The 24080-nt window shown below is 57.4% G+C and carries 15 protein-coding genes; 7 read left to right on the top strand and 8 right to left on the bottom strand.

The annotated features are described in order from the left end of the window. The first annotated feature begins 1244 nt into the window (after positions 1–1244). The 3 genes from V5D86_RS08005 to V5D86_RS07995 all read left to right on the top strand — a co-directional run bounded on the left by V5D86_RS08005 (position 1245) and on the right by V5D86_RS07995 (position 7809). Entirely contained in the window at positions 1245–5075 is a 3831-nt protein-coding gene (locus V5D86_RS08005) for a beta strand repeat-containing protein (RefSeq protein ID WP_414596160.1), read from the top strand. Between the two features lie 330 nt (positions 5076–5405). Beyond that, on the top strand, positions 5406–6602 hold the full coding sequence (locus V5D86_RS08000) for an MFS transporter (protein ID WP_414596159.1): 1197 nt from the start codon (positions 5406–5408) through the stop codon (positions 6600–6602). A gap of 562 nt (positions 6603–7164) precedes the next feature. Further along, entirely contained in the window at positions 7165–7809 is a 645-nt protein-coding gene (locus tag V5D86_RS07995; RefSeq protein WP_414596158.1) for a hypothetical protein, read from the top strand. A gap of 1 nt (position 7810) precedes the next feature. On the opposite strand, the gene V5D86_RS07990 is transcribed toward V5D86_RS07995, so the two are convergent. From V5D86_RS07990 to V5D86_RS07975, 4 genes are all read right to left on the bottom strand, one after another. Then, on the bottom strand, positions 7811–9619 hold the full coding sequence (locus V5D86_RS07990) for an ABC-F family ATP-binding cassette domain-containing protein (protein WP_414596157.1): 1809 nt from the start codon (positions 9617–9619) through the stop codon (positions 7811–7813). A gap of 16 nt (positions 9620–9635) precedes the next feature. Then, positions 9636–10301 carry an IMPACT family protein gene (locus tag V5D86_RS07985; RefSeq protein WP_414596156.1) on the bottom strand — a complete coding sequence of 222 codons (666 nt, stop codon included), beginning with the start codon at positions 10299–10301 and terminating at the stop codon, positions 9636–9638. Positions 10302–10373: 72 nt separating this feature from the next. Further along, on the bottom strand, positions 10374–11882 hold the full coding sequence (gene putP, locus V5D86_RS07980) for a sodium/proline symporter PutP (RefSeq protein WP_414596155.1): 1509 nt from the start codon (positions 11880–11882) through the stop codon (positions 10374–10376). Between the two features lie 133 nt (positions 11883–12015). Beyond that, positions 12016–12243, bottom strand: coding sequence for a hypothetical protein (locus V5D86_RS07975; protein ID WP_414596154.1), 228 nt, complete (start codon positions 12241–12243; stop codon positions 12016–12018). 153 nt (positions 12244–12396) lie between these two features. On the opposite strand from V5D86_RS07975, the gene V5D86_RS07970 reads away from it, so the two are divergent. Continuing rightward, the gene (locus tag V5D86_RS07970) at positions 12397–12897 is read left to right on the top strand and encodes a DUF2975 domain-containing protein (RefSeq protein ID WP_414596153.1); all 501 of its coding nucleotides are present in this window, start codon (positions 12397–12399) and stop codon (positions 12895–12897) included. A 4-nt stretch (positions 12898–12901) separates the two neighbouring features. Beyond that, a complete protein-coding gene (locus V5D86_RS07965; RefSeq protein ID WP_414596152.1) occupies positions 12902–13126 on the top strand; it encodes a helix-turn-helix domain-containing protein in 225 nt (74 codons plus the stop codon). A gap of 72 nt (positions 13127–13198) precedes the next feature. On the opposite strand, the gene V5D86_RS07960 is transcribed toward V5D86_RS07965, so the two are convergent. Beyond that, the gene (locus V5D86_RS07960; RefSeq protein ID WP_414596151.1) at positions 13199–15856 is read right to left on the bottom strand and encodes an MMPL family transporter; all 2658 of its coding nucleotides are present in this window, start codon (positions 15854–15856) and stop codon (positions 13199–13201) included. A 127-nt stretch (positions 15857–15983) separates the two neighbouring features. On the opposite strand from V5D86_RS07960, the gene V5D86_RS07955 reads away from it, so the two are divergent. Then, positions 15984–18602 carry a valine--tRNA ligase gene (locus tag V5D86_RS07955; RefSeq protein ID WP_414596150.1) on the top strand — a complete coding sequence of 873 codons (2619 nt, stop codon included), beginning with the start codon at positions 15984–15986 and terminating at the stop codon, positions 18600–18602. A gap of 64 nt (positions 18603–18666) precedes the next feature. Here the strand turns inward: V5D86_RS07955 and V5D86_RS07950 are convergent, their stop codons facing one another. Together V5D86_RS07950 and V5D86_RS07945 are read right to left on the bottom strand one after the other, a co-directional pair. Then, a complete protein-coding gene (locus V5D86_RS07950) occupies positions 18667–19242 on the bottom strand; it encodes a YdeI/OmpD-associated family protein (RefSeq protein WP_414596149.1) in 576 nt (191 codons plus the stop codon). Positions 19243–19260: 18 nt separating this feature from the next. Then, on the bottom strand, positions 19261–20745 hold the full coding sequence (locus V5D86_RS07945) for a DUF1846 domain-containing protein (protein WP_414596148.1): 1485 nt from the start codon (positions 20743–20745) through the stop codon (positions 19261–19263). Positions 20746–20821: 76 nt separating this feature from the next. Between V5D86_RS07945 and V5D86_RS07940 the strand changes: the two genes are divergently transcribed. Then, the gene (locus V5D86_RS07940; protein WP_414596147.1) at positions 20822–22336 is read left to right on the top strand and encodes an ATP-binding protein; all 1515 of its coding nucleotides are present in this window, start codon (positions 20822–20824) and stop codon (positions 22334–22336) included. A 434-nt stretch (positions 22337–22770) separates the two neighbouring features. On the opposite strand, the gene V5D86_RS07935 is transcribed toward V5D86_RS07940, so the two are convergent. After that, entirely contained in the window at positions 22771–23988 is a 1218-nt protein-coding gene (locus tag V5D86_RS07935) for an isocitrate/isopropylmalate family dehydrogenase (protein ID WP_414596146.1), read from the bottom strand. Positions 23989–24080 lie beyond the last annotated feature (92 nt).

Genomic DNA, 24080 nt, shown 5'->3' with positions numbered 1-24080 from the left:
GCAAGCTCAAACTCCTCGCGGCTGTCGCCGTCCTCGCAATGGTGTTCTGCGCGTTCAGCGCGATCGCACCTGTTTCTGAGGGCGCTGACGAAGGAATACCAGCGGAGACCTACAATCCTTTCACCGCTGAAAACTCTACAACGAAAGATGGCGTCATCACTTTAACGGATGATGTCAAATTCACCGACACATACAAGATTGGCGAAGAATTCGCCATCGACCTGAATGGACACACAATCAGCTTTGATGACACAGTGACGACCCCCAAGGACGTCTTCTCTGTCGATACAAAAACCACTAGTATCATCATCAAAGACTCCACGACCAATGGAAAGATAGAGAACTTCACAGGATATGGAATCCTGGACTGCAAAAATGCCTCTGGAAAATACACTCTTTATGTAGACGGAGGAACCTATGTCGTGAAGGATGAAGCGAAAGCGGGAGAATTCCCATACGCTTTTGTCATCTATGGAAAGGATAATGCTAACAAAGACAGGACCTCGGAAGCGACATTCAGAAACGCCAAGATTAGTGGAGTGGCTGGGATTTGGAGTTCCTATGGAGAGAATCAATCTCTGAATGTAGAGAAGTGTACCACAACAACGACTGCGGTTGGAATATACAACAGTACAGTACTCAATACAACGATAACCAACTCTACGATCACTGCGGTCGATGGGATAGGAATAGACATAAAATCGGGAACTACGAAGATTACTGGGTGCACGGTTGTCGCGAACGAGTACTATCCTGGAACATTCGTAGGTAGCAACGGGGTCGGAAGTGCAGAAACCGCAGTGATGGTAACGAACCACTATGCAGGCAAAGAGAATGTGGCAGTGACGGTCGAGAATTCGACACTGAAGAATACTGCACAAGACTCCAAAGCGATGTTCGTAACAGACGGGGATGGATCAGGGACTATTGACATCACTTGGAAGGGAAATGACTCGAACATCGGGTATGCATTTGCCGAAAAAAAATGGGAGATAAACAGTGAAACTGGTACCCACGAGGAGAAACCGATATCAGGTGATGACGGACTGATTGTGATAAACAAGACCGCTTACGTTGATAACGCGACGAGACTGGCTCAAGTAGCCAATGATACTTCGAAAGTAGACAAAATTGTCATAAATGATGAAATTGAAGTTAACACTGAAACGACAATTAATTTCAGTGAAGACGAAGAGAATAACAGTGTCAAACTTAGCGATAACATCGTCATCGGAAAGGGCACCGTGTTCCAGAGAGGATCCATCGAGATCATCGACGCATCACTTGAAAATGGCGACATCACCGTCAGTGGAGATGCGATCATCTACGGAACCTACACTGGGAACGGAACGATCACTGTGGCTGCGAACGCGACCCTCACAGTTCCTGCCGGGAAGACGCTCACCATGGGTGCCGATGCTGGAACCGACGAATCCAAGATCGAACTCAGTACTGGATCCACATTCAACATCCTTGGAACACTCACGGACAACACGACGAGCACTGCCGATGCACCTCTCGTTAAGGCTGCAAATGACGCTGATGCAAGCAAGACGGTCGTCCAGGTCGGACCCAACGCGACCATTCCCCCCAAGGGACTCACGAACCTCCCCATGGCAGTCGACCCCGATGCGATGGTCGAGGCGGACCTCGGAGGCACTGTCACCAACGACCCCTCCTTCGGACCTCAGCAGATCGTCACTGTCAACCAGAGTCTCGTGATCACCAACGGAAGCACTGTGACCATCCAGGGTAAGCTCATCGTCCCCGAGGGAATGACCATCACCATCGAGGCTGGCGGAAAGCTCTTTCTCAACGGAGTCGACGTCACAGCCGACATCGACGGAAAGGTCATAATCGAAGGAAACATCGTGAATGCTGACGGGAAAGAAATAACCCCTGCCGCGGAGTTCCAGCTCGAAGGATCTGGAGAATCGATTGTCACCGTCGACGGTGATGTCCAGGTCGACGGACTATTCACCATCACCTCCGGAAAGGTTGTCTTCAACGCGGCCGCCAACATCAGCGAGAACGGTACGATGTTCATCGCTGACGCGAACGGAAAGGTAGAGGTCTCTGAGACCGGTGCCCTCACTGTATGTGGAACCGTCAGTGCAGCCACTAATGGAAATATTGGACTTGCAACTGCGACGATCGACAACTACGGAGTTGTGGTCTGGGACTCGGATAAGAAGGTCGCAGACACTACGAAGGTCCAGATTAACCAGAAGATTGACGGAGCCACTGTAGATATCGTAGATTATACTGTCTACTACACCGCGAGCACCCTGAAGATCACCGATGCAGGACTCAAGATCAAAGACTACACAGTCAGTACGGAGATCAAGAACGAGATTATCATCACCCTCTCTGAGAGAGGAGGATATAGTAATGAAACGGCAACAGGTAGCGGTGTACCAACCGTTCTCTCCACTGGCGGCATCAAGATTGTCACCAGTGCGAAGATTGTGAAGGAAACTGTTGGAAATACAACCACGACTGGAATCTCCACATCGATGGATATCTCCGGGACCGTCACAAGTTCCGATAATATGGAGGACTCTGTTGGCGACAATCAGAACCCCACACGTGCGAACATCGCCCTCTCTGGAAAGGCATTCACAGTCTCCTCAGAGCTCACCCTCGGATCCAAGGACTCCTTGACCCTGGCTGAGAAGAGTAACCTCGCGGTCACCGGATCCATCGACGCAACTGCAGGTACTTTCACTAACAAATGTGTCGCAATCGAGAATGACAAGACCGTCACCGGAATCACCCTGAAAGATGCCGGAACGATCGCTTCGATGCAACAGATCGAGAAGACTGGACTCGTCAACGGGGCCGTCTACGAGACGAAGGACACTGCAAAGAAGACTGTCTACAACTACGCCACCACTGACGCCGCGCTGGACGTACTCAACGAGAATGCCGATGTCAAGAAGGTCACCGTCCTCGGAACCCAGGAGCTCACCGCTTCCAACACCGTTCCCGCAGACAAGACCCTCGAGATCGCCAATGACGCCACCCTCGCCATCGGATGCGTGGAGGACCACAACGAGGTCACCCTCACCGTCGATGCCGCTGGTAAGGTCACCACCGCCGGAACCGTCGAAGTCGTCGACGGTATCGTCCTCGCTAAGGACAAGACCAAGGTCACCGCCACCAACATCAAGAGCGACGTCACCTCCTACGAGATCGACGCCGACGGAAAGATCGTCAGGAACGGATGGCAGAAGTGGACAACCCTCGCCATCGCACTCGACGAGGCCAACCCCGGAGACGTCATCGTCATCTCTGACGATAAGAATGTGGAGATCACCAGCGACCTGACCATCGACGAGGGAGTCACCGTCAAGGTGCCTGCCAGCGCAGGGACTTTCAAGATCATGGACGGAGTGACCTTCACCGTCAACGGAGTCCTTGAGACCGAGAAGGATGTCCTTGCAGAGACTAGGTTCGCCAGCACCGCTGCCGACCGCTTCAAGACCGCAGAAGGAAGCACTGACTCCAGTGTCATCCTCGTGAACGGACAGATCAAGACCGCTGTGGGATTCAAGTACAACGTCGAAACATCCGAGACAGTCCCCTCCGGTGGATGGGTCAACATCTCTCTGAGTGCCGGAGCACCCATCTCCTGCGCAGTGTTCGAGGACGCAGACGGATACACCGTCATCTCGCCTCTCGCTGTCGCCCTCGAGAACATCGCGGATGCCAACACGGACATCACTCTCTACGGAACAATCGCCGCAGGAGACATCGTGTTCGAGGCCAATGACGATGGATGCGACGCACTCGTTGTTGCCGACAAGACCAAGTTCACCGCCACCTCCGTTAAGCTCGTCGGATCCACCCTCAATGTTAACGGCGGAGCGAAGTTCAACGGATCCGTCATCGTCGGAGACGTCACCGTCGCCTTCGAGAACGTCCAGAACTTCACCGTTGCGGACAACGAGAACGAGATGACGTTCGGAGTCGCCAGCATCGCATCCAATGCGGATCCTGCCAAGAAGGAGGAGTCCTCGGTCACCCTCGTGTCCGGAACCCTTGTCGGAAAGACCGACCTCGGAATCAATGACATAGAGTTCGTCGTCGGATCCGGTGCCACCCTCGTCGCAGAGGGCGCATCCTTCGGGACCCTCGTCATCGAAGGAACCGTCACCGTCGCATCCTTCGCTGATGATGGAGTCCTCGTTGCAACGAACGTCACCATCACCGGAGGAACCCTGTCCGTCGCAGCCGCGACCAGCACCGAATCCGCCGGAAAGGTCGACATCGACAAGCTCAACGCCGGTGTGAAGGTCAAGGACAGCACAGGTGCATCCGCCACCGTCAACGGACCTGTTCCTGTGAACGAGCAGATGTTCGTCGCAGCCGACGCCACCCTTGACGAGGCCGCACTGAACGCCCTCGAGGGATACAAGTCCACCGCGATGTATGTCGGTGACGCCCTCTGGCTCACCATCTACGACAAGGACGGAACATACGCATTCGCTGGACTCACCGGAACCGAGAGCTTCGACATCCCCGTGAAGGATGCCAAGTTCGACAACCAGTGGAACAACGAGGATGGAGATGCCGTGACCAAGGTCTCGGATGCTGCTGAAGCATACGCGAAGATCCAGTACGACATTTACGATGTGATCATCTACGCTAACGAGGGAGTTAACGATGTGTTCATCGACGGACAGATCATGAAGTACTCCTACACAGCAGGAGGATATCTCTCCATGACCGCTCTGCCTGCAGGAGTCCACGAGATCACCTTCGAGCTCGACAACGGATTCACCGGAGAGGGCAAGCTCGCCATCGTTGGAGACGGAGTAGACAAGGGAGTCACTTGCGGAGTCAACGGACTCAGCATCACTCTGTCTGGGACACCTGAGAACTGGACTGATAGCGTAACTACTGTTGAGCTCCAGCTCACCGGTATCGAGAAGTCCGGATTCACCCCCGACCAGCCCGACACCCCCGCAGCCGACAATGGAATGACCATCACCGACTACCTGCTGATCATCCTCGTCGTCCTCATCGTCGTCATGGCCATCATCGTCGCCATGAGGCTCATGAGGAGCTGATCGTAAACGAACGATCGAGAAAGAACAATCCCAATCACCTGAAACGACAAACCCCGGAGGTCTGGAAGGACCTCCATCCTCATTTCCACCAAAGGAAAGGAGAAATGATCCGGCGCGCCCGACGAACCTGAACAGCAAACAGCCATCGGAGCGGACCTCCCCTGACAACAGAGAGGTCCGGGCATCTCATCCCGTCCCGGAGAGACGACGGGACCGCGCGCAGGAACACGCTCGCCAAACAAGCCCTCCCGTTCGGGAGGGCGGCCCTTAAGCAACAGACAAACGCGTTGATGCGTCTGCCTTAAATCCAGGATGCGAATCGAATCGGACATGACGGAGGTTGCGGTAGGGAAGGACCGCCTTTTCACGCCGGCGGTGATCATCCTGGTGTTCCTGAGCTTCGTCATGGGGATCAGCGAGTTCAGCATCATAGGGATCCTTCCAGACATATCCGAAGGGCTGGACGTGAGCTACACCGTCATCGGGAGCCTGGTCTCCATATTCGCGCTCAGCTATGCGTTCCTCGCACCCACCATATCCGGCGTCTGCGCAAGGTTCGGCCGCAGGAGGCTGTTCTTCGCCATGGCCGCGCTGTTCGTGGCATCGGACGTCTGGACGTTGCTCTCCGCCTCGTACGTCTCCATAGCCGGCTCCCGCATCCTGACCGCCGCATCCAGCGGGGCCCTGCTGTCTGTCGGGATAACCTATACCATGGACATAGTGTCCCCCAGGTACAGGGCATCGGCGGTCTCGTGGATATTCTCCGGGTTCAGCATCGCATCCGTGTTCGGGATGCCCCTGGGGAACACCATGTCCCACCTCCTCGGATGGAGGAGCGTCTTCGTGCTCATACTCGTCCTCGGCATCATCTCGATCGTCGCCGCGGCGAGGATCCTCCCCAAGGACGACCCCGAGCCTCCCGTCAGGAGGAGAGGCTCGTCCGGAAGGATGCTCCGCGACCCCCGCATACTGCTCGGGATGGTCATAACGATGTTCGGAGGCGGGGGCGTCTACGTGATGTACACGTACATCACCCCGATCCTCGAGGACGAGCTCGGCATAGACCCGACGATGGTCCCGATGGCGCTGATGGTGATCGGGTCCTGCATGCTCGTGAGCAACCTCGTGTCCGGGAGGATAGCGGCCGGCAACGGGATCGGGACCCTCAGGATCACGTTCCTGATCGAGTCCGGACTGCTCGTGCTCCTGCCCATGGCCCTGGGGTCCTTCGTCACGGGGATGGCCGACCTGATGCTGATCGGGCTCATGTTCTACCTCATGAACAGCCCCGTCCAGATGCACATGATAGAGATAGCCCAGAGGGACTACCCCGAGTCCCTGATACTGGCCTCCTCCCTGAACCCGTCCTCGTTCAACGTCGGGATAATGCTGGGTTCCCTGCTGGGCGGCGTCATATACGACTCGGCCGGAGCGGCATCCCTCGGATACGGGAGCGGTGCGATGGTCCTGCTCGCATCCGTCTCCGCCGTGGTCCTGTATAGGATCCGCAAGAAAGAATTGACATGAATGATGATTCATTCTATGCAGGACCCCGCTACAATCATATCTCACTTACTGTTACTATCTTATTATGGCCTACATTCTCATGCATAAGGACGTTCCGGTCGTATCCATTAATCTGACTGATAGTGGACATCTTGAGAATGTGAACGACGTATTCGACATAAATCGTATGCCTATCGGCACCACTGTAAACAATGATGTTTGCATGGATGGTTTCAGATCTTGGTGGAACGGTCGTTCGATACCAGCCAGTCGTGGGGGCCTTATCAGAATGATGGAGACATTGGGGATTAATGACACCAAAGCACTCCTCTCCAAATCAATGGGACTAAGCCTATCTGATCAGTACTGGATCAAACGGCTTCATGACAACATAAAATGGAATGATGTCAATTTCTTCACCAACTCATTCACAGATGATATTGGGAAACTATTATTTGGAGAGCAACTAAGTGGTGAAATAGATGTCTCATCACCAGACAATACCTCTGATGGCGTCCTGAGGAAGAGATGGACCATCCTCGACGGGAGACGGTGCCTGATCAAAGGTGGCAGCGAACCGTTCATGCAGGAGCCGTTCAACGAGGCCATCGCAACGATCATCATGGATTCGCAGGGCATAGAGAACGCGAACTACACCATCATGTGGAAGGATGATGTCCCATTCTCGATCTGTGACGACTTCATAGATGCGGACACGGAGCTGGTCACGGCAGCGAACATACTGAGAGGCATCGACAGACCGGATTGTGACTCCTATCGTGATATGTATGTCGACAGATGCGCCGAATCGGGACTGGACGTCCGCGACTCGATGTCGCGGATGGCCTTCATCGACCATATCATGCTGAACACGGACCGCCATCTCGGGAACTACGGGATCGTCAGGGATGCGGACACATTGGAATGGGTACGTCCCGCACCCATCTACGATACCGGGACCTCGTTGATGTGCAGGAACACGACCGAACGCATACGGAAATCGATCCCATCGGCGAACGACGACATGAGGATGGAGAACCGCATCTTCTCGACCGACCTGGACTGGCTCGACGTGGACGCCATGTACGGGACGCTCCCCTCGATCGACAGGCTGCTCCACTCCGCGGCCGACGATCATGGGAGCCCGGAGATGACCTCCGAACGTGCCGACGCCGTCCTGATGCTCCTCGAGAGGAGGATGGACGGCATAGCGGACATGCTGCTGTGAGTCACTCCTTCTTCTCCGGCTCCAGGAACGACTTGTCGACCTTCTTCCTCTGACGGCCCCCGGTCTTCTTCAGCTTCCCCTGGTTCATGGCCCACTCGAAGCTCTTCTGCTCCGGAGGAGTGACCAGGACGCGCTCGCCCTTGGCGTACTTCCTGCCCGTGGCCCAATTGGTGAACGGCGCCACGACGCGGTACTCGTCGGCATCCATGACGATCTCGCGGACGTTCTGCCTGCCCTTCATCTCCGAGTAGGTCCCGGCGAACTCCGTGGCATGCCCGTCCTTTACCTCGATCATCTTGGTGCAGACGGTGTCCAGGAAGTACCTGTCGTGAGTTACGGTTATGACCGTCCCGTCGTACTCGTTCAGCGCCTCCTCCAGGGCGTGCTTGGCGGGGATGTCCAGATAGTTTGTGGGCTCGTCCAGCACAAGGAGGTTGGTGGCGTCCAGCAGGAGCATCGCCATCGCGACCCTGGCCCTCTGTCCTCCGGATAGCGTGGATATCGGGCGCTCCACGTCCGTGTTGAATAGGAGGAAGCGGGAGAGCATCTTGCGGGCATCGGCCCTGCGGTCCTTCCCGACGACCAGGAGCAGCTGCTCCTCCGCGGTGAGCTTCGGGTCCAGCATCTCGTGGTGCTGCGAGTAGTACCCGATCTTCGCACCCGGCGCCATCCAAAGGTCCCCCGTGAACGGTATCTGCCCGAGGAGTGCCTTGACCAGCGTGGACTTGCCCTCGCCGTTGCCGCCGAACACGCCGACCTTCTCGCCCTTCTGGATGTCCAGCTCCACGTCGGACAGGATCCTGTTGCCCTCGATGTCCACGCAGAGGTTCTTGCAGATGAGGACGTTCTTCCCCGACTTGGGCGCGGACTGGATGCGGACGGTGACCTCCTGGACCTTCTCCGGCTTCTCCTTGACCTCCATCTTCGCGATCATCTTCTCGCGGGTCTTGAACGTGGTCATGTACCACTGGTCCTGGTGGAGCTGCTTCGCGATCTCCTCCTGGTGCTTCTTCTGGGCGGCGTACTTGCGGTACTCCTTCTCCATCCTGTCCAGGTCCAGCATCTTCTTCGTTATGAAATCTGAATAGTTGCCCTTGTACTCGCGGGACTTCCCGCGCTCGATCTCGAGCATGCGGGTGGCGATCTTGTCCAGGAAGTACCTGTCGTGACTCACGACGAGGACCCCGCAGTGCGATTTGATGAGGTAGTCCTCGAGCCACTCCACGGTGGTGATGTCCAGATGCGAGGTGGGCTCGTCCATGATCAGGAGGTCGCAGTTGTCCGCCTGGACCACTATGCGCGAGAGCATGACCTTGGTGCGCTCCCCTCCGGAGAGGGTGGACATGTAGCGCTCCATGATGTCGGCGGACAGTCCGACCTTCTTGAGTGCGGCGACCTTCCCGTCCTCGTCCTCGGCATCAGCCTTCGCGAGCTGCGCCTCCAGGGCGGAGTTCTCCTCGGCGAGCGCGTTCCAGTCTATGTCCCCGCCGGCCAGCATCTCCTGCTCGATCTCGTCGAGCCTGCGCTTGATCGCCTCTATGTGCCCGTACGGGCGTCCAAGCACCTCGCGCACGGTGACGTCGCCGGACTCCGCGAACTGCTCGAAATACCCTATGCGCTCGCTCTGGCCTATGAGCTCCCCGGTGTCCGGCTTTATCCTTCCCAGAAGGATGTTCAGGAAGGTCGTCTTCCCCGCGCCGTTGACACCGATCAGTCCGATGCTGTCCCCCTCGTTTATCTGGAGACTGACGTCTTTCAGCACCTTGACGGGTCCGAACGCCTTGGCTATGGACTGGGCCTTCAGCAACATGGGTGACGGGATTGGGTCACAATATAAGTGGATTGGGCAGACCGGGCGCGCACGCTCGGACGTACACGTCGGGGAGCTCTATCGGCCGGGCCTTCCTCTCGCTCAGGTCCGACAGCCTCCTGAGGAACTCCTCCCTCCTCTCCACCGGGACCTTGACCCTGATGTCGACGCGGTCGGTGTACTCGCATTCCGGGCGGCATGCCATGAGGTCCGCCATCTTGGACTCGAATGCGCTGTAGGCGGAATAGTCCAGATGGAACATGTAGGCGCAGCATGCGCGCCTCGCGACCCTGTCCACGCCATTGAGCGCGACCTTCGCGCCCTCCGTGTACGCATGGACCAGGCCCCCGGTCCCCAAGAGCGTCCCGCCGAAGTACCTCACGACTATGACCATGGCATCCGTCAGGCCGGACCCCCTCAGGACCGCGAGTATGGGCTTCCCCGCGGTGCCCGACGGCTCCCCGTTGTCGCTGGACCTCTCCCTCCGGTCGGAACCGTCGACTATGGCCGCCCAACAGTAGTGGGTTGCATCCCTCCATCTCGCGGATATCGCATCCAGGTTCCTCTGGATGGAGTCCTCGTCAGGGCAGGGCATGGATATCCCGATGAAACGGGAGCCTTTGAGCGTCAGCTCCCCCGTGCGCTCGGACGCTATGGTCTCGTAGTCTGAGATCCCGGCCATGACGACCCATTCGGGCGGGAGACTTCAATATAACGGTGATGACCGCCCCCGAAGGGGCGTAATTTGTTTGTCTCACTCGGTTGTGTTCTCGGTGTAGGTCTGCGCCGCATCGAACTCCTCGACCGCCTCCTGGGGAGGCTCGGGGGTGAGCAGGGCGACAACGATACCGACGACCAGAGAGATGAGGAATCCGGGCAGCAGGGAGTAGATCTCCGAGGGTCCGAACGTCTCCCAGAGGATGACGACGATGAAACCGGTGATCATGGCGGCCATGGCACCCTGCAGGTTCATCCTCTTCCAGAACAGGGAGAGGATCATGAGTGGTGCGAACGCGGATCCGAATCCGGCCCATGCGTATCCGACGAGGCCCATGATGTTCTTTCCACCGAAAAGTGCGATGAACACAGCGAAAACCGCGATGACCATGACTACGATCCTGGAGATCCACATGAGCTTCTCATCGGAGAAGTTGAACCTCTTGCTCTTCCCGAGGACGTCGTTGGTGATGGACGAGGACGAGACGAGGAGCTGGGAGTCTGCGGTGGACATGATCGCTGCCATGACGGCGGCGAAGATCACTCCTGCGATGAACGGAATGAACAGGTCCCCGGCCATCATGAGGAACGCGTGTTCGGGATTGTAGTCCACCGACGGGGTAAGTCCCTGGGCATCGAAGTACGCCCTCCCGACAAGTCCGATGAGACATGCGGCGGCAAGGGCGATGACTATCCAGACCAGTGAGATCCTACGGGCCACCTTGACCTCGTCGATGCTCCTGATGGACATGTACCTGACGACGATGTGAGGCATACCGAAGTATCCGAATCCCCACGCCAGGAGCGAGATTATCGCAACTGCGGACATGGGCGCCCCATCGCTGTAGAACAGGTTGGTGAACCCGTCCATGCTGTACTTCATGTTCACGTATTCCCAGCCGGGGGTGACCGCGTCCCATCCGCCCATGGAGCTGATCGCCGCTATGGGGACGATGACGATGGCCACCACCATCAGGATAGCCTGGAAGAAGTCGGTCCAGCAGACCGCCTTGTATCCGCCAAGGAAAGTGTAGATGAGAATGATCGCGGCACCGATGATCATGGCCAGCGTGATATCGACCCCGAACGCGTAGTTCAGGACCTCTCCGCAGCTCTTGAACCCGGACGCCACGTACAGGACGAAGAACACCAGGATGACAACGGAGCTTATGAGCCTCAGGTATCCTTTGGTGTCCTTGTAGCGATTCGAGAAGAATTCCGGCATCGTGAGCGAGTTCCCGGCGACGACGGAGTGTTTTCTGAGCCTCTTGGCGACGACGAGCCAAGAGATGTACGAACCTATGGCGAGTCCGATACCGATCCAGACCTGTCCCATTCCGGCGACGAGGATGGATCCGGGAAGTCCCAGGAGCAGCCATCCGCTCATGTCGGATGCCTGCGCGGACATCGCGGTAACATAAGGCCCCATCTTCCTTCCGCCGAGGAAATAATCCTCCATGCTGTGGGACCTCTTGTAGAAGTAGAGTCCGATACCCAGCACAAGGGCGAAGTAGAGGATGAAAGCCAGCAATATCTGGTAATCCAATCTAGCACCGATGCCGTTGACGCCTTACATCACATAAAAAACCCCCTCATGGGTCTTAAAGAAGGCAACGGCGTTAACACTATTCTATGCATCCTTGAACGGGATTGTTGCTCGGCGGAAGTCGAGCAATATGTCACGCGACCTCTCTGGAGAGAAGGGCCTGCTTGACCGTCGGCGTGGCGATTATCCTGCCGTAGATCTTGGTGCTGGAAACGGTCTGCTCGATGAGCTCGGGGGTCACGTCCTCGTCGGCATAGACGATGCCGACCAGCTCGATGTCCGTCTTCTTCCCGTCATCCCTCAGTTTCTCGAGATTTCTGCGGCTGAGTCTTACCGCACGGAATCCTACTTTGTTGGTCATTGGTATCAACCCCCCGTATCTCTCGGGTACAACCACATTAACCTCTAGATATAAATGTTTAATGTAAAACGATAAAGATGTAATCTTATGATATGATTGTATGTGTCGTATTATGAGATATTGATTTATAATGAAATGATATGGTAACGGATGATGGCAGGCACGAATAGTCTGACGAAGCTCAAACGGATCTGCAAGGCAGCCGTCTGGTTCTGTCTGATACTGGTGATCTTCACGGTCGGAATGACCATTATGAACTCGGTGGTCCTGGGGCTGTATCTCACGGACCCGGGGTTCACGATCATGGAATGGACCCGCAACGAGACGCTGGCCAGTGCCGCCAGGGGGGTCCTGTACAACATAGTCCTGGTGTTCACCGCGATAATGACGTACCGCATCACGGCCACCATCAGCAGGGAGGAGACCCCTTTCAGGGAAGAGAACGTGAGGAGCATCAGACTGGTCGCATACGTGGCGTTCATAGGACTGATCGTCCATATCACCCTGGAGGTGGCGATGTACGTGCTGACCAACGGCGATGTCCCGTTGGCGATCTCGCTGGCATACATCATCATCGCCACGCTCGCATACTCGTTCTCGCTGTTGTTCGAATACGGCACGGTCCTTCAGACCGAATCAGACGAGTTCATCTGATACCATGCCCATAATACTCAGACTGGACCGCATCATGGCAGACCGGAAGGTCACGCTGAAGGAGCTTGCGGAGAACGTGGGCATATCCTATGTGAACCTCTCCAAGATAAAGACCGGGAAGGTCCAGGGCGTGAGGTTCTCCACCCTGGAGTCGATATGCGAGACCCTCGGATGCCAGCCCGGCGACATCCTGGAGTACATCCCTTCGGAGAAGGGACGGGACAAGTGAATCCGTACCTGGGAAGAAGGTCCGGACCCGCGAGGGGTCCGGTTTTCATTGTAAAGGGGGATGTCCCCCGTTTCAGATCTCCTGTTCCTTTTCGGGAACGGGCTCCTTGGGCTGCATGAACTTCGGACCCTTCCAGTTCCAATCTCCGAGGAGGTGCATCACGGCCGGGACGATGTACGTCCTGACGACCAGCGCATCCACGAGGATGGCGAAGCACAGGGCGAATCCGAACTCCTGGAGCATCTCCATGGAGGACAGCATCAGCGTTCCGAAGGCACCGCCCATGATGAGTCCGCAGATGGTGATGACGGAACCCGTGTGGAGGACGGCCTGATGGATGGCCTCGTCGTTGGACATGCCCTTGGCCCTGACGTTCTCCTTGATCCTGGTGGTCAGCAGGATGTCGTAGTCCATTCCCAATCCGAGACATATTACGAGGAGGATCAGCGGGACGAGCCACATGACCTCCCCTCCGAGGATGTTCACGAACACTATGTGGGTGATCGCCAGGGTCCAGCATATGCTCATCAGGATCGTGAGGACCGACCTTATCGGGATGGTGTACGAGCGCATCACCACGAACAGCAGGATGATGATCAGCACGATGACGAGGACCTCGATGTTGTTGAACTCCCCGCTGATCACGTTGGACACCTCGTACATGACGGCCGCGGTACCGGTGATCCACGTGGCCTCCACGAGACCGGTGTTGTCCGCCCTGTACTCGTCCACGGATGCGGAGATCATGTTGATCGACTCCATGGACCTGGGCGCCATGGACGCCTCGTTGGTGGGTATCGACAGCTTGACGTAGGTCACATCGCCGGAACCGGTCTCGGAACTGGCATAGGACCCTCCGAGGAGACCGCAGTTCGAGTTGACGATGTAATCGATCATGGGGCTGGCGGGCTGGGGGCTGGTGACGTCTATGAGCATCCCCTGAGCGGTGCCGATGATCACTTCCTCGGGAGTCCCCTCCGGGAATTCCGACTCTATCATCTTCACGTAGTAGTTGGTCAGCATGGGGATGGACATGTTCAGGATCTGTGCGATCTCCGCATTGGAGTTCTTAACGATCAGGTCGAGGATCTGAGCGGGAGTCCCCTCCGGGAGCTGGGAGACGGCATCCGCGACTGCCAGCGACCACTCGAACGGGAGCGTCACCGCACCTATGTTGCTGTTCTCGCCGCCATCGCGCTCGATGATGTTGTCGACCAGGTCGTTCAACTGATCGCGAACACCACCCTCGCCCGTATACGCATCGTCCCACACCAGGTTGTACATCCCCTGTATGGCGACGCCGGTGGATGGATCCAGCACAGGCTCCACGTGTGCCAGGACGTCCTTGTACTGGATGACCACATAGTTGGGGTTCAGCATACCCTCGTCGGCGTACTCGCCGATCAGGTCCATGCCCTCTCCGGAATCGCCGTTCTGCATGGCGCCTATCATGTCGTAGGAGGTCTCGGATGTCAGTGCTATGTATGCGGCGGGGGCGGTCGCGAGGACCGCGACGATCGTGATAGCCTTGGCATGCTTGAGGGAGAAACGGGAGGACCTCTCGAAGTATCTGTGCCCGACCTTCCCGAACCAGTTGTGCCAGCCCCTCTGGGACTTGCCGGTCTCCTCGTAGCGCTTCGCGGTGGAGGGCCAGAATATCCTGTCGCCGACGACGGCGAGTATGGAGGGGATGAGGGTCAGTGCCGCGAGGAGCGCCACGATGATTCCCAGTGCGAGGCAGATCCCCATCGTGGAGACCATGCTGAACGAGCAGATGGACATGGCCCCGAACCCGATGATGACGGATGCTCCGGAGACCGCGATGGACTCTCCCGCCCACTTGACGGCCTCGTGCAGAGCGGCCTCGTGCTCCTTTCCGGACCTGAGCTCCTCCCTGTACCTGGCTATGATGAATATGCAGTAGTCGCACCCCGCCCCCATCATGGAGACCAGCAACATGATCTCCGTGATGAAGAAGATGTCGAACAGGTTCCCGAGGAAGAATATCATCGCGAGGACGAGCACGAACGCCACACCGATCGTTATGGGAGGCGTGGCGGAGGTTATGAAGGACCTGAAGAACAGCCCCACCAGTATGAGGATCAGGAGGATCGTGAACGGGTCGATCTTCTGGATGTCGCTCATGGCACCCGTCATCGTATCGTAGTTGATAGCGGGGGTCCCGGTCAGATAGACCTCCAGACCCTCCGTGCCAGTGGAGACGTCCTTTATGAACTGTCTGAGCTCGGGGGTGTCATCGGTGACGGACAGACGGGGATCGTCCCCCTTCACGAGCGACTGGTTGTACATCACCCCGACCATCATGACGCCGGGGCCGGTCTCCGAGGACACGGTCGCGGTCACGAAGGGCCCGGGCTGCATGTTCGTGTTGAGCTTGTACGTCCCGTCCTCCATCGTGAAGCCGGTCGCTTCCTGGTTCAGCTTGTTTATCAGGGCCTCTGCCGAGGCCAGACCGTCCGCATCGTCGTACTGTATGACGATGATGGGCGTCGCAGAGATGTCGGCGGACGAGCCGGGGAAATAATTGGAGATCACCTCCATCCCCTGGACCGATTCCGAGTCCTCCCCGGCCATGTCGTTGACGTCGTATTTCATGACATCAGCCGCCTTGAGGGCCAGAGGGACTGCGCAGAGCAGCACCACCACCCATATGGCCAGGATGGCCTTATGGTGACGGACGATGCCGCTCGCCAATCTATCGAATATCATGCCGCCGTCCAGGAATTGTGATATTAAATAGTATCACCCGAAGGGCATGACGGGGGACGAAACGTCGCACGGCTGCGGACCCTCGTCTCCTTTTTATATCTCATTATAGTACGCAGGCGCGTTTATTATGGCACAGTACGACTCGGCCTCCATTGAGAAGCGCTGGGAAGAGATGTGGAAGGCCAAAGAGGTCTACCGCTTCGATCCCGCGTCCGACAAACCCGTATTCAGTATCGACAACCCTCCCAGGTACACGTCCGGACCTCTCCACCTCGGACATGCCACCGGATACTCCCTGATCGACTTCGTGGCGAGATACAAGAGGATGAGAGGACACAACGTGTTCTTCCCGCTGTGCTTCGATGTGAACGGGACCCCCATAGAAGTCAAGGTCGAGAAGAAGCACCACATCACCAAGCTCGACACCCCCAGGCAGGAATACAGGAGACTCTGCGAGGAGTACGCCAACGGGTTCATCGCGGAGATGACCCATCACTTCGAGATCCTCGGGGAGAGCATGGACCCCAGCATCTACTACCAGACGGACGCCCCCTACTACAGGAGGATCACCCAGCTCTCGTTCGTCGAGCTGTTCAACAGGGGACTCGTGTACAAGGCGAACTATCCCGTCAACTGGTGCCCGAGCTGCATGACCGCCCTCGCCGATGCGGAGGTCGAGTACAGGGACAATGTCAACAAGCTCAACTTCATCAAGTTCCAGGTCGCGGACTCCACCCCCGACGACTTCGTGCTCATCGCGACCACCAGGCCCGAGCTGCTGTGCACATGCCAGGCGGTGGCCGTCCATCCCGACGACAAGGAGAAGGCCCGCCTCGTCGGGAAGGAGCTCGTCACCCCCCTGTTCGGCAAGAGGGTGAAGGTCATCTCCGACCCCAAGGTCCAGATGGAGTACGGTACCGGGTTCGTCATGATCTGCACGATCGGCGACAAGGACGACCTCGAGTGGGTCATGAAGTACCACTTCCCCCTGGAGAAGGGGATCGACGAGGCCGGAAGGATGACGGAGCTCGCCGGGAAGTACGCCGGCATGACCGTCACGGACGCCAGGGAAGCCGCCATCAACGACCTCAGGGACGTGGGCATCCTCGTGGACCAGAAGGACAACCCCCAGCAGGTCTCCATCTGCTGGAGGTGCCACACGCCCATCGAGTACCTCCAGGTCCCCCAGTGGTTCCTCAGGACCCTCGACTTCAGGGAGAAGATCCTCCAGAGGGCCGACGAGATCAACTGGCATCCGGAGTTCATGAAGACCAGGCTCAGGGACTGGACCAACTCCCTCCAGTGGGATTGGGTCCTGAGCAGGCAGAGGGTCTTCGCCACCCCCATCCCCGTGTGGGAGTGCTCCAAGTGCGGACATGCTGTGTGCGCCACCAAGGAGATGTGCTACTGCGACCCCACCCTCGATGCGGCGCCCGTTGAGAAGTGTCCCGAGTGCGGCGGGGACCTCGTGGGATGCACCGACGTCTTCGACACGTGGATGGACTCCTCCGGATCGTCCCTGTACAACACGTTCTGGGAGAGGGACGAGGAGCTCCACAAGAAGCTGTTCCCCATGTCCATGAGGCCCCAGTCCCACGACATCATCAGGACCTGGGCGTTCTACTCCATCCTGAGGGCGGAGCAGATCGAGGGGACTATCCCCTGGAAGGACATCATGATCCACGGGTTCATCATGGCACCCGACGGGACCCCCATGCACTCGTCCATCGGTAACGTCATCGACCCCATACCCATCCTGGAGAACTACGGGGCGGATGCGCTGAGGTACTACGCGGCGACCTGTTCCCTCGGCATCGACCATGCGTTCAGGGAGAAGGACGTCGTCCGCGGAAGGAAGCTCTGCAACAAGGTGTTCAACCTCGGCCAGTTCGCGGGAAGATACGTCGAGAACGCCCCGAAGGAGATGCCCGCCGACCTCCGCACCGCGGACAAGTGGATCCTCTCCGTCTACTCGAAGACTGTCGATACCGTCACCGAGTGCTTCGAGTCGTACCAGTTCGACAAGGCCATGAAGGAGGTCGAGGGATTCATCTGGCACGAGCTCGCCGACAACTATGTGGAGATGGTCAAGGGCAGGACCGACGCCGCCGTCCGCTACACCGTGTACACCGTCCTCCTGGGAAGCCTGAAGCTCCTCGCACCGTTCATGCCCCACGTCACCGAGGAGGTCTACCAGACCCTCTTCGTGGGGACCGAAGGGATCGAGAGCATACACCTAACTGCCTGGCCCGTGTCCGTCCTGAAGGACGATGCGGCCGAGGCGACCGGGGAGTCCCTCAAGGACGTCCTCGCAGGGATCCGCTCCTGGAAATCCGACAAGAAGATCCCCCTCAACGCACCGCTCGCTCTGATCGAGATGGTCGGCGCCGATGCCGCGAAGCTCGAGTCCGCGAAGCAGGACATCGCCGAGACCACCAAGGCGGCGGAGGTCAGGATCGCGCCCGAGGCGAAGCTCACAGAGGAGATCGTCGGTGTCAAGCCCGTGCATGCGAAGCTCGGACCCGCGTTCAAGGCCCAGGCCAAGGCGATCGTCGCGGCCATCTCCGCGATGGACCCCGCCGATGTCGCGGCGAAGCTCGCCACCGGACCCGTCTCGATAGACGTGGACGGGACGCCCGTCGACGTCGGTGCGGAGTTCTTCGAGCTCGAGAAGCGCCTGATGCTCGACGGAAGGGCCGTCGAGACCCTTCAGATCGGGAACATCCTCGTCCTCATCGAGCAGTGAAACCGGAGGTCGGCGGGAGCCGGCCTCCATCAACCTTCAACAATCACATAGTCCCTATAGACGGTCACGGGTCCGAGAGGCGCCCGTTGTCGTCCCATTCGCCGTACATCCTTCCGTCCCGGGTGTTGTCGACCAGTTTCCGGAGCCTGCGACGGAAGACCTCCGGCTGACCCCTGGTGACCTGTATCGTGTCCACACGTACGCGCTGATAGAGCGGCGGGAAGGATACGAACATCTCCCAGACGTCCCTGTCCGCCTGCAACGCGCTCAGGACGTCATCGTCGATCACGAAGCCGGAAGGGGACATGTCCGGCAGGACGGCGCGTCCGGCATCGGTCATCCTCCCCAGCCTCTCCATCCTCCGACAGCGCTCCTTGTTGAGCTCCGACCATCTGCCGCCCTTCCTGCGGGGGGCCAGCCTCTGGGCGGTCACTCCGCTGTCCAGTCTCTTGACGGTGCTGTCTATCCATCCGAAGCACATGGCCTCCTCCACCGCATCCACATACCAGAACGTGCCGTCATCCCTGGGCCTGCCGCGCTTCACGACCACCCAGCACTCCCTCTCGACGGGATGGTTCCTCTCCAGCCACTGCCGCAGCTCGTCGCGGTTCGCGACATCCAGGAGATTGACGGGTTCCATGTACGTGTCCCGAAGGGATCACTCGTGGAAGAAGCACTTGGTCTGGTACTCCGGCTCGCTGGATGCGTACATGCCCAGCTTCTTGTACAGCCCCTCGTCGACCTGCGATATGACAACCGAGGAATGGACGTCGCATCCCTTCAGCTCGGGAAGGACGGCGAACGCCCTCTCGGCCTCGGGATGCGTGTTGGCGACGATCGACAGTGCGACGAGCATCTCGTCGATATGGAGACGGGGATTCCTGTTCCCCAGATAGTCGACCTTTAGCCTCTGCATAGAACGGATCGCGTCCGGAGAGATCAGGAACACCTCATCATCCGTACCGGAGAGGATCTTCAGAGCGTTGAGGATCATCGCAGACGATGCCGTCAGCAGAGGCGATGCCTTGCCGGTGACGATCCTGCCGTCCGGGAGCTCGGCTGCGACCAGAGGACGCTCCGACTCCGCCATGAACTCCCTCACGGTCCTCACGGCCGGACGGAACTCCGGCGTGATCCCCGCCCTCTTCATCAGGATCTCCGACCTGAACACAGAGTCCTCGTCGGCCCTTCCCTCGCGGCGGTCCCTGAGGACGTTGAAGTAACGTCTGATGATCTCGTAATCGGCTGCCCGACGGACCGCTCCATCGTCCGTGATGCAGTTGCCCGCCATGTTCACGCCCATGTCCGTGGGCGACCTGTACGGGGACTCGCCGGATATCTCGCTGAGGATGGCATTCAGGACCGGGAATATCTCGACATCGCGGTTGTAGTTCACGGTGGTCTTCCCGTATGCCTCAAGATGGAACGGGTCGATCATGTTGCTGTCGCTGAGGTCGGACGTCGCCGCCTCGTACGCGATGTTCACAGGATGGTTCAGAGAGAGGTTCCAGACGGGGAACGTCTCGAACTTGGCATACCCGGCACTGACCCCCCTCCTGTGCTCATGGTAGAGCTGCGAGAGGCAGACCGCCATCTTCCCGCTGCCGGGGCCCGGAGCCGTGACGACGACCAGCGGCTTGGTGGTCTCGACATACTCGTTCTTGCCGTACCCCTCATCGGACACGATCAGCTGGATGTTCGACGGATATCCGGCAATCGGATAGTGACGGTAGACCTTCAGACCCAATGCCTCCGCCTTCCTCTGGAACGCATCCGCCTGGGACTGGCCGGTATATTGGGTTATCACCACGCCGCACACTGGGATCCCCCTGTCCAGGAACGAGTCTATCAGCCTGAGGACCTCCGAATCGTATCCGACACCGATGTCCTTGCGGACCTTGTTCTTCACTATGTCCTCGGCATTGATCACCACTATGGCCTCGGCATCCCCTCCAAGGGACGTCAGCATCTGGATCTTACTGTCTGGATGGAATCCGGGAAGCACACGCGAGGCGTGATAGTCATCGAAAAGCTTTCCGCCGAATTCAAGGTACAGCTTTCCTCCGGAGCGCGAGATGCGCTCGCGGATGTGCTCGGACTGCGTCCTGAGGTATCTGTCGTTGTCGAATCCGGGGATGGGCATAACGCCTTCAGAGAAGAAATGGATAAAGATTTTTCGACAAATGCGAAAACATCTGCACATGCTGCACAACTGAAGGATGACGGGTCACATCGCGTATCATAGCTTGACAGAAATAACTTTAAATGTTGTTTTAAAACAACAAAAACAGCTTTTTTTACTGCAACATAAATATATTCGATATGTATATTCACAATACATGCTAAGACGCAAGGCCTTGGACCGCCTGATGAAATGGAAGGAAAGGCCTTCGCACAAGAGCCTCCTGATCAAGGGACAGAGACAGGTCGGCAAGACGTTCATCCTCAAGGAATTCGCAAAGACGTACGAGACCTCTGCTTACATAGACCTCTCGAACAATGCTGACATGAGAGCCGCGTTCGACGGGGACATCGATGTCGATGACATAGTGACGAGTATCGAAATCTCGAATCCGGGTCTTGAATTGAGGCCGGGAAACTGTCTGATAATTCTTGACGAGATCCAATCCTGCCCGCGTGCAAGAACATCCCTCAAAACATTCACAATCGATGGGAGATACGATGTCATAGCTTCGGGATCCCTGCTCGATGTACGCATGGGGTCGACCTCCGACACATCCCTGATCCCCGTCGGATACGAGGAGCACATGAGGATGTACGGTCTTGATTTCGAGGAGTTTCTATGGGGGAAAGGGTACAGCGAAAAGACTGTGGATTCGGTAAAGAAAAGCATAAGGGACCGTACAGAGCTGAAACCCGTCGTCCTGAAGGCAATGGAAGAGGCATTCAGAGACTTCATGACAATCGGCGGGATGCCAGAGGCCGTACAGCAGTATGTCGACAATGAAGGCATCGTCGAAATCCAAAGGACCCTGGACAACATCCTGTTGTCCAGCAAGGACGACATGACGAAGTTCAGCCCGGAGAATGAGACGCTCAGGATAATACGTTGCTACGACTCGATCCCCAATCAACTCTCCGAGACCAACAAGAGATTCATGTACTCCCGCATTGACGGAACAGGATCCAGGACGGGTTCGAGACAATACATGGAGGCGCTCCTTTGGATAGAAGGGGCGGGTATCGGCAATTTCTGCTACCAAATGACCGATCTCAATGCCCCCGCATCGAAGTCCACCAACATGGACCAGTTCAAGGTCTACATGTCCGACACCGGCCTACTGATTAGAAAATCTGATGGAAACACGAACACCATACTATCGGCAATCCGTAACAGGGACGAAGGATTCAATCAAGGTGCGGTAATGGAAAATGAGATCGCCGAATGTCTCATGAAATCCGGATACAAACCACACTACTACATCAAAAGGAACGGGAAGGACATGATGGAGCTTGATTTCGTCATCGACCTTGGATCCGAACTGACTGCGATAGAGGTGAAATCCGGAAAGGACAGGTTCGCCCCATCCTTGAAAAAGACCCTCAAGATGGATTGTAAGATCGATAGGAGGATCGTCTTCGAGAATGCGAACATCGGAGTGGATGATGATGGCATAGAACACTATCCTCTGTTTGTCGCATCGTTCATGGACCTGTTGAGGACTGATAGCGAGCTGTCCATAGACAACGACCCCGTCGTGGATCTGGATTGACACGTATCATGATTGTCAGGATCCGAGAGGTGGAATGGTGGTCATGCCCAACATCGACCGGGATCCTAGTTCCTAGATGACAATGAAACGGGAAAACCACGATTCATCGTAATGATCCGTCGGAAGAACTACGATGACATATCCCGAAGTAATGCATCAAAAATCGACGAACTGAGTTACCAGCAGGTTGGTAATCTCTGAAAGACAGGGGACATTCCCGATGACCCTCCTGTCATCCCCGATAACATCATGGACGATGCGACATCCGTGAGGCACGGAAAACATCCGCACGACCGATGACAGGGTCGAACATTACTGCGACCACGTTCATCGACCCCGTTGAGAAGAAACGGAACGGACCGGAGCCCCCGAGGCCGTCAAATGGGTCAGAAGGTATGAGGGACCCCGAAGGGCCCCTCCGTAATGTTTTTGGATCAGTTCTTCGCGATCGCCGCGTCCACGTAGCCCTTCCAGACGGCCTCGAGGTCGGGCCTCTGGATGGTCTCCATGATGTACTCGGCGAACTCGTCACCGGTGGCGCCGGTGTCCCTTCCGGTCATGACCAGCTTCTTCTCGAACTGGACGCACACGTCGAGGGCCATCTCGAGCTGCTTGCTCTTCTCGACCTCTCCGATGTGGTTCATCATGAGCGCGACGGCCTTGATCATGCTGCAGGGGTCCGCGTACTGTGCGCGACCCTCGGTGACCATCCTGGGGGCGGAACCGTGGATCGCCTCGAACATCGCGTACCTCTTCCCGATGTTGGCGGAACCGGCGGTCCCGACGCCTCCCTGGATCTGGGCGGCCTCGTCAGTGATGATGTCACCGTAGAGGTTGGGGAGGACGAACACCTTGAAGTCGCTCCTCCTGGCGGGATCGATCAGCTTGGCGGTGGTGATGTCCACGAACCAGACATCGTGCTTGACACCGGGGTAGTCCTTGGCGATCTTGTCGGCGAGGTCCACGAAGAGACCGTCGGTGGTCTTGATGATATTGGCCTTGACGATGATCGACACGTAGTTGGTGCCGGCCTTCTTCGCGTGCTCGAACCCAGCGCGTATGATCCTCTCGGTCCCCTGGACGGTCGCGACGCAGAAGTCCATGGCGAGGTCGTCGGAGATGAAGAACCCATCGGACCCGAGGGCGTAGGACCCCTCGGTGTTCTCCCTGTAGAACGTCCAGTCGATCCCGAGCTCGGGAACGGAGACGGGCCTGACGTTGGCGAAGAGGTCGAGCTCCTTCCTCATCGCGACGTTGGCGGACTCGATGTTGGGCCAGGGGTCCCCCTTCGCAGGTGTCGTGGTGGGTCCCTTGAGGATGACATGGCACTTCTTGAGCTCCGCGAGCGTGTCGTCGGGGATGGCCTTCATGACCTCCACGCGGTGCTCGATCGTGAGTCCGTCGATCTGCCTGATCTCGACCTTTCCGGCCTTGATCTTGTCAGCGAGCAGGAACTCCATGACCTTCTGTGCGGATGCGCATATGTAAGGTCCTATCCCGTCACCGCCGCATACACCGATGATGAGCTTGTCCAGCTTGGAATAGTCGATCCAGTCTCCCTCGTTCTTGAGGACCTCGACCCTCTCGAGCTGTCTTCTGAGAAGGGCGCCGAATTTCTCCTGCGCCACCTGAATGGCTTTCTCGTCGACCATTTGTATCGCTCAGCGGGATGTACCCGTACTATTAAAACGCGCATATCCGCGACACGTGAGCGGGTCCCTGTCAGGACGCGTACCGCAACGTG

Source organism: Candidatus Methanoprimaticola sp. MG2, assembly GCF_047501175.1.
Lineage (GTDB): Archaea > Thermoplasmatota > Thermoplasmata > Methanomassiliicoccales > Methanomethylophilaceae > Methanoprimaticola.
The sequence above is the reverse complement of the archived record's forward strand: the minus strand, read 5'-3'. Positions and strand labels throughout refer to the sequence as shown.

Coding starts and splice junctions, on each gene's coding strand:
- V5D86_RS08000 (WP_414596159.1), top strand. CDS start 5,406: ATGACGGAGGTTGCGGTAGGGAAGGACCGCCTTTTCACGCCGGCGGTG.
- V5D86_RS07995 (WP_414596158.1), top strand. CDS start 7,165: ATGCAGGAGCCGTTCAACGAGGCCATCGCAACGATCATCATGGATTCG.
- V5D86_RS07990 (WP_414596157.1), bottom strand. CDS start 9,619: ATGTTGCTGAAGGCCCAGTCCATAGCCAAGGCGTTCGGACCCGTCAAG.
- V5D86_RS07985 (WP_414596156.1), bottom strand. CDS start 10,301: ATGGCCGGGATCTCAGACTACGAGACCATAGCGTCCGAGCGCACGGGG.
- V5D86_RS07975 (WP_414596154.1), bottom strand. CDS start 12,243: ATGACCAACAAAGTAGGATTCCGTGCGGTAAGACTCAGCCGCAGAAAT.
- V5D86_RS07970 (WP_414596153.1), top strand. CDS start 12,397: ATGGCAGGCACGAATAGTCTGACGAAGCTCAAACGGATCTGCAAGGCA.
- V5D86_RS07965 (WP_414596152.1), top strand. CDS start 12,902: ATGCCCATAATACTCAGACTGGACCGCATCATGGCAGACCGGAAGGTC.
- V5D86_RS07960 (WP_414596151.1), bottom strand. CDS start 15,856: ATGATATTCGATAGATTGGCGAGCGGCATCGTCCGTCACCATAAGGCC.
- V5D86_RS07955 (WP_414596150.1), top strand. CDS start 15,984: ATGGCACAGTACGACTCGGCCTCCATTGAGAAGCGCTGGGAAGAGATG.
- V5D86_RS07950 (WP_414596149.1), bottom strand. CDS start 19,242: ATGGAACCCGTCAATCTCCTGGATGTCGCGAACCGCGACGAGCTGCGG.
- V5D86_RS07945 (WP_414596148.1), bottom strand. CDS start 20,745: ATGCCCATCCCCGGATTCGACAACGACAGATACCTCAGGACGCAGTCC.
- V5D86_RS07940 (WP_414596147.1), top strand. CDS start 20,822: ATGACGGGTCACATCGCGTATCATAGCTTGACAGAAATAACTTTAAAT.
- V5D86_RS07935 (WP_414596146.1), bottom strand. CDS start 23,988: ATGGTCGACGAGAAAGCCATTCAGGTGGCGCAGGAGAAATTCGGCGCC.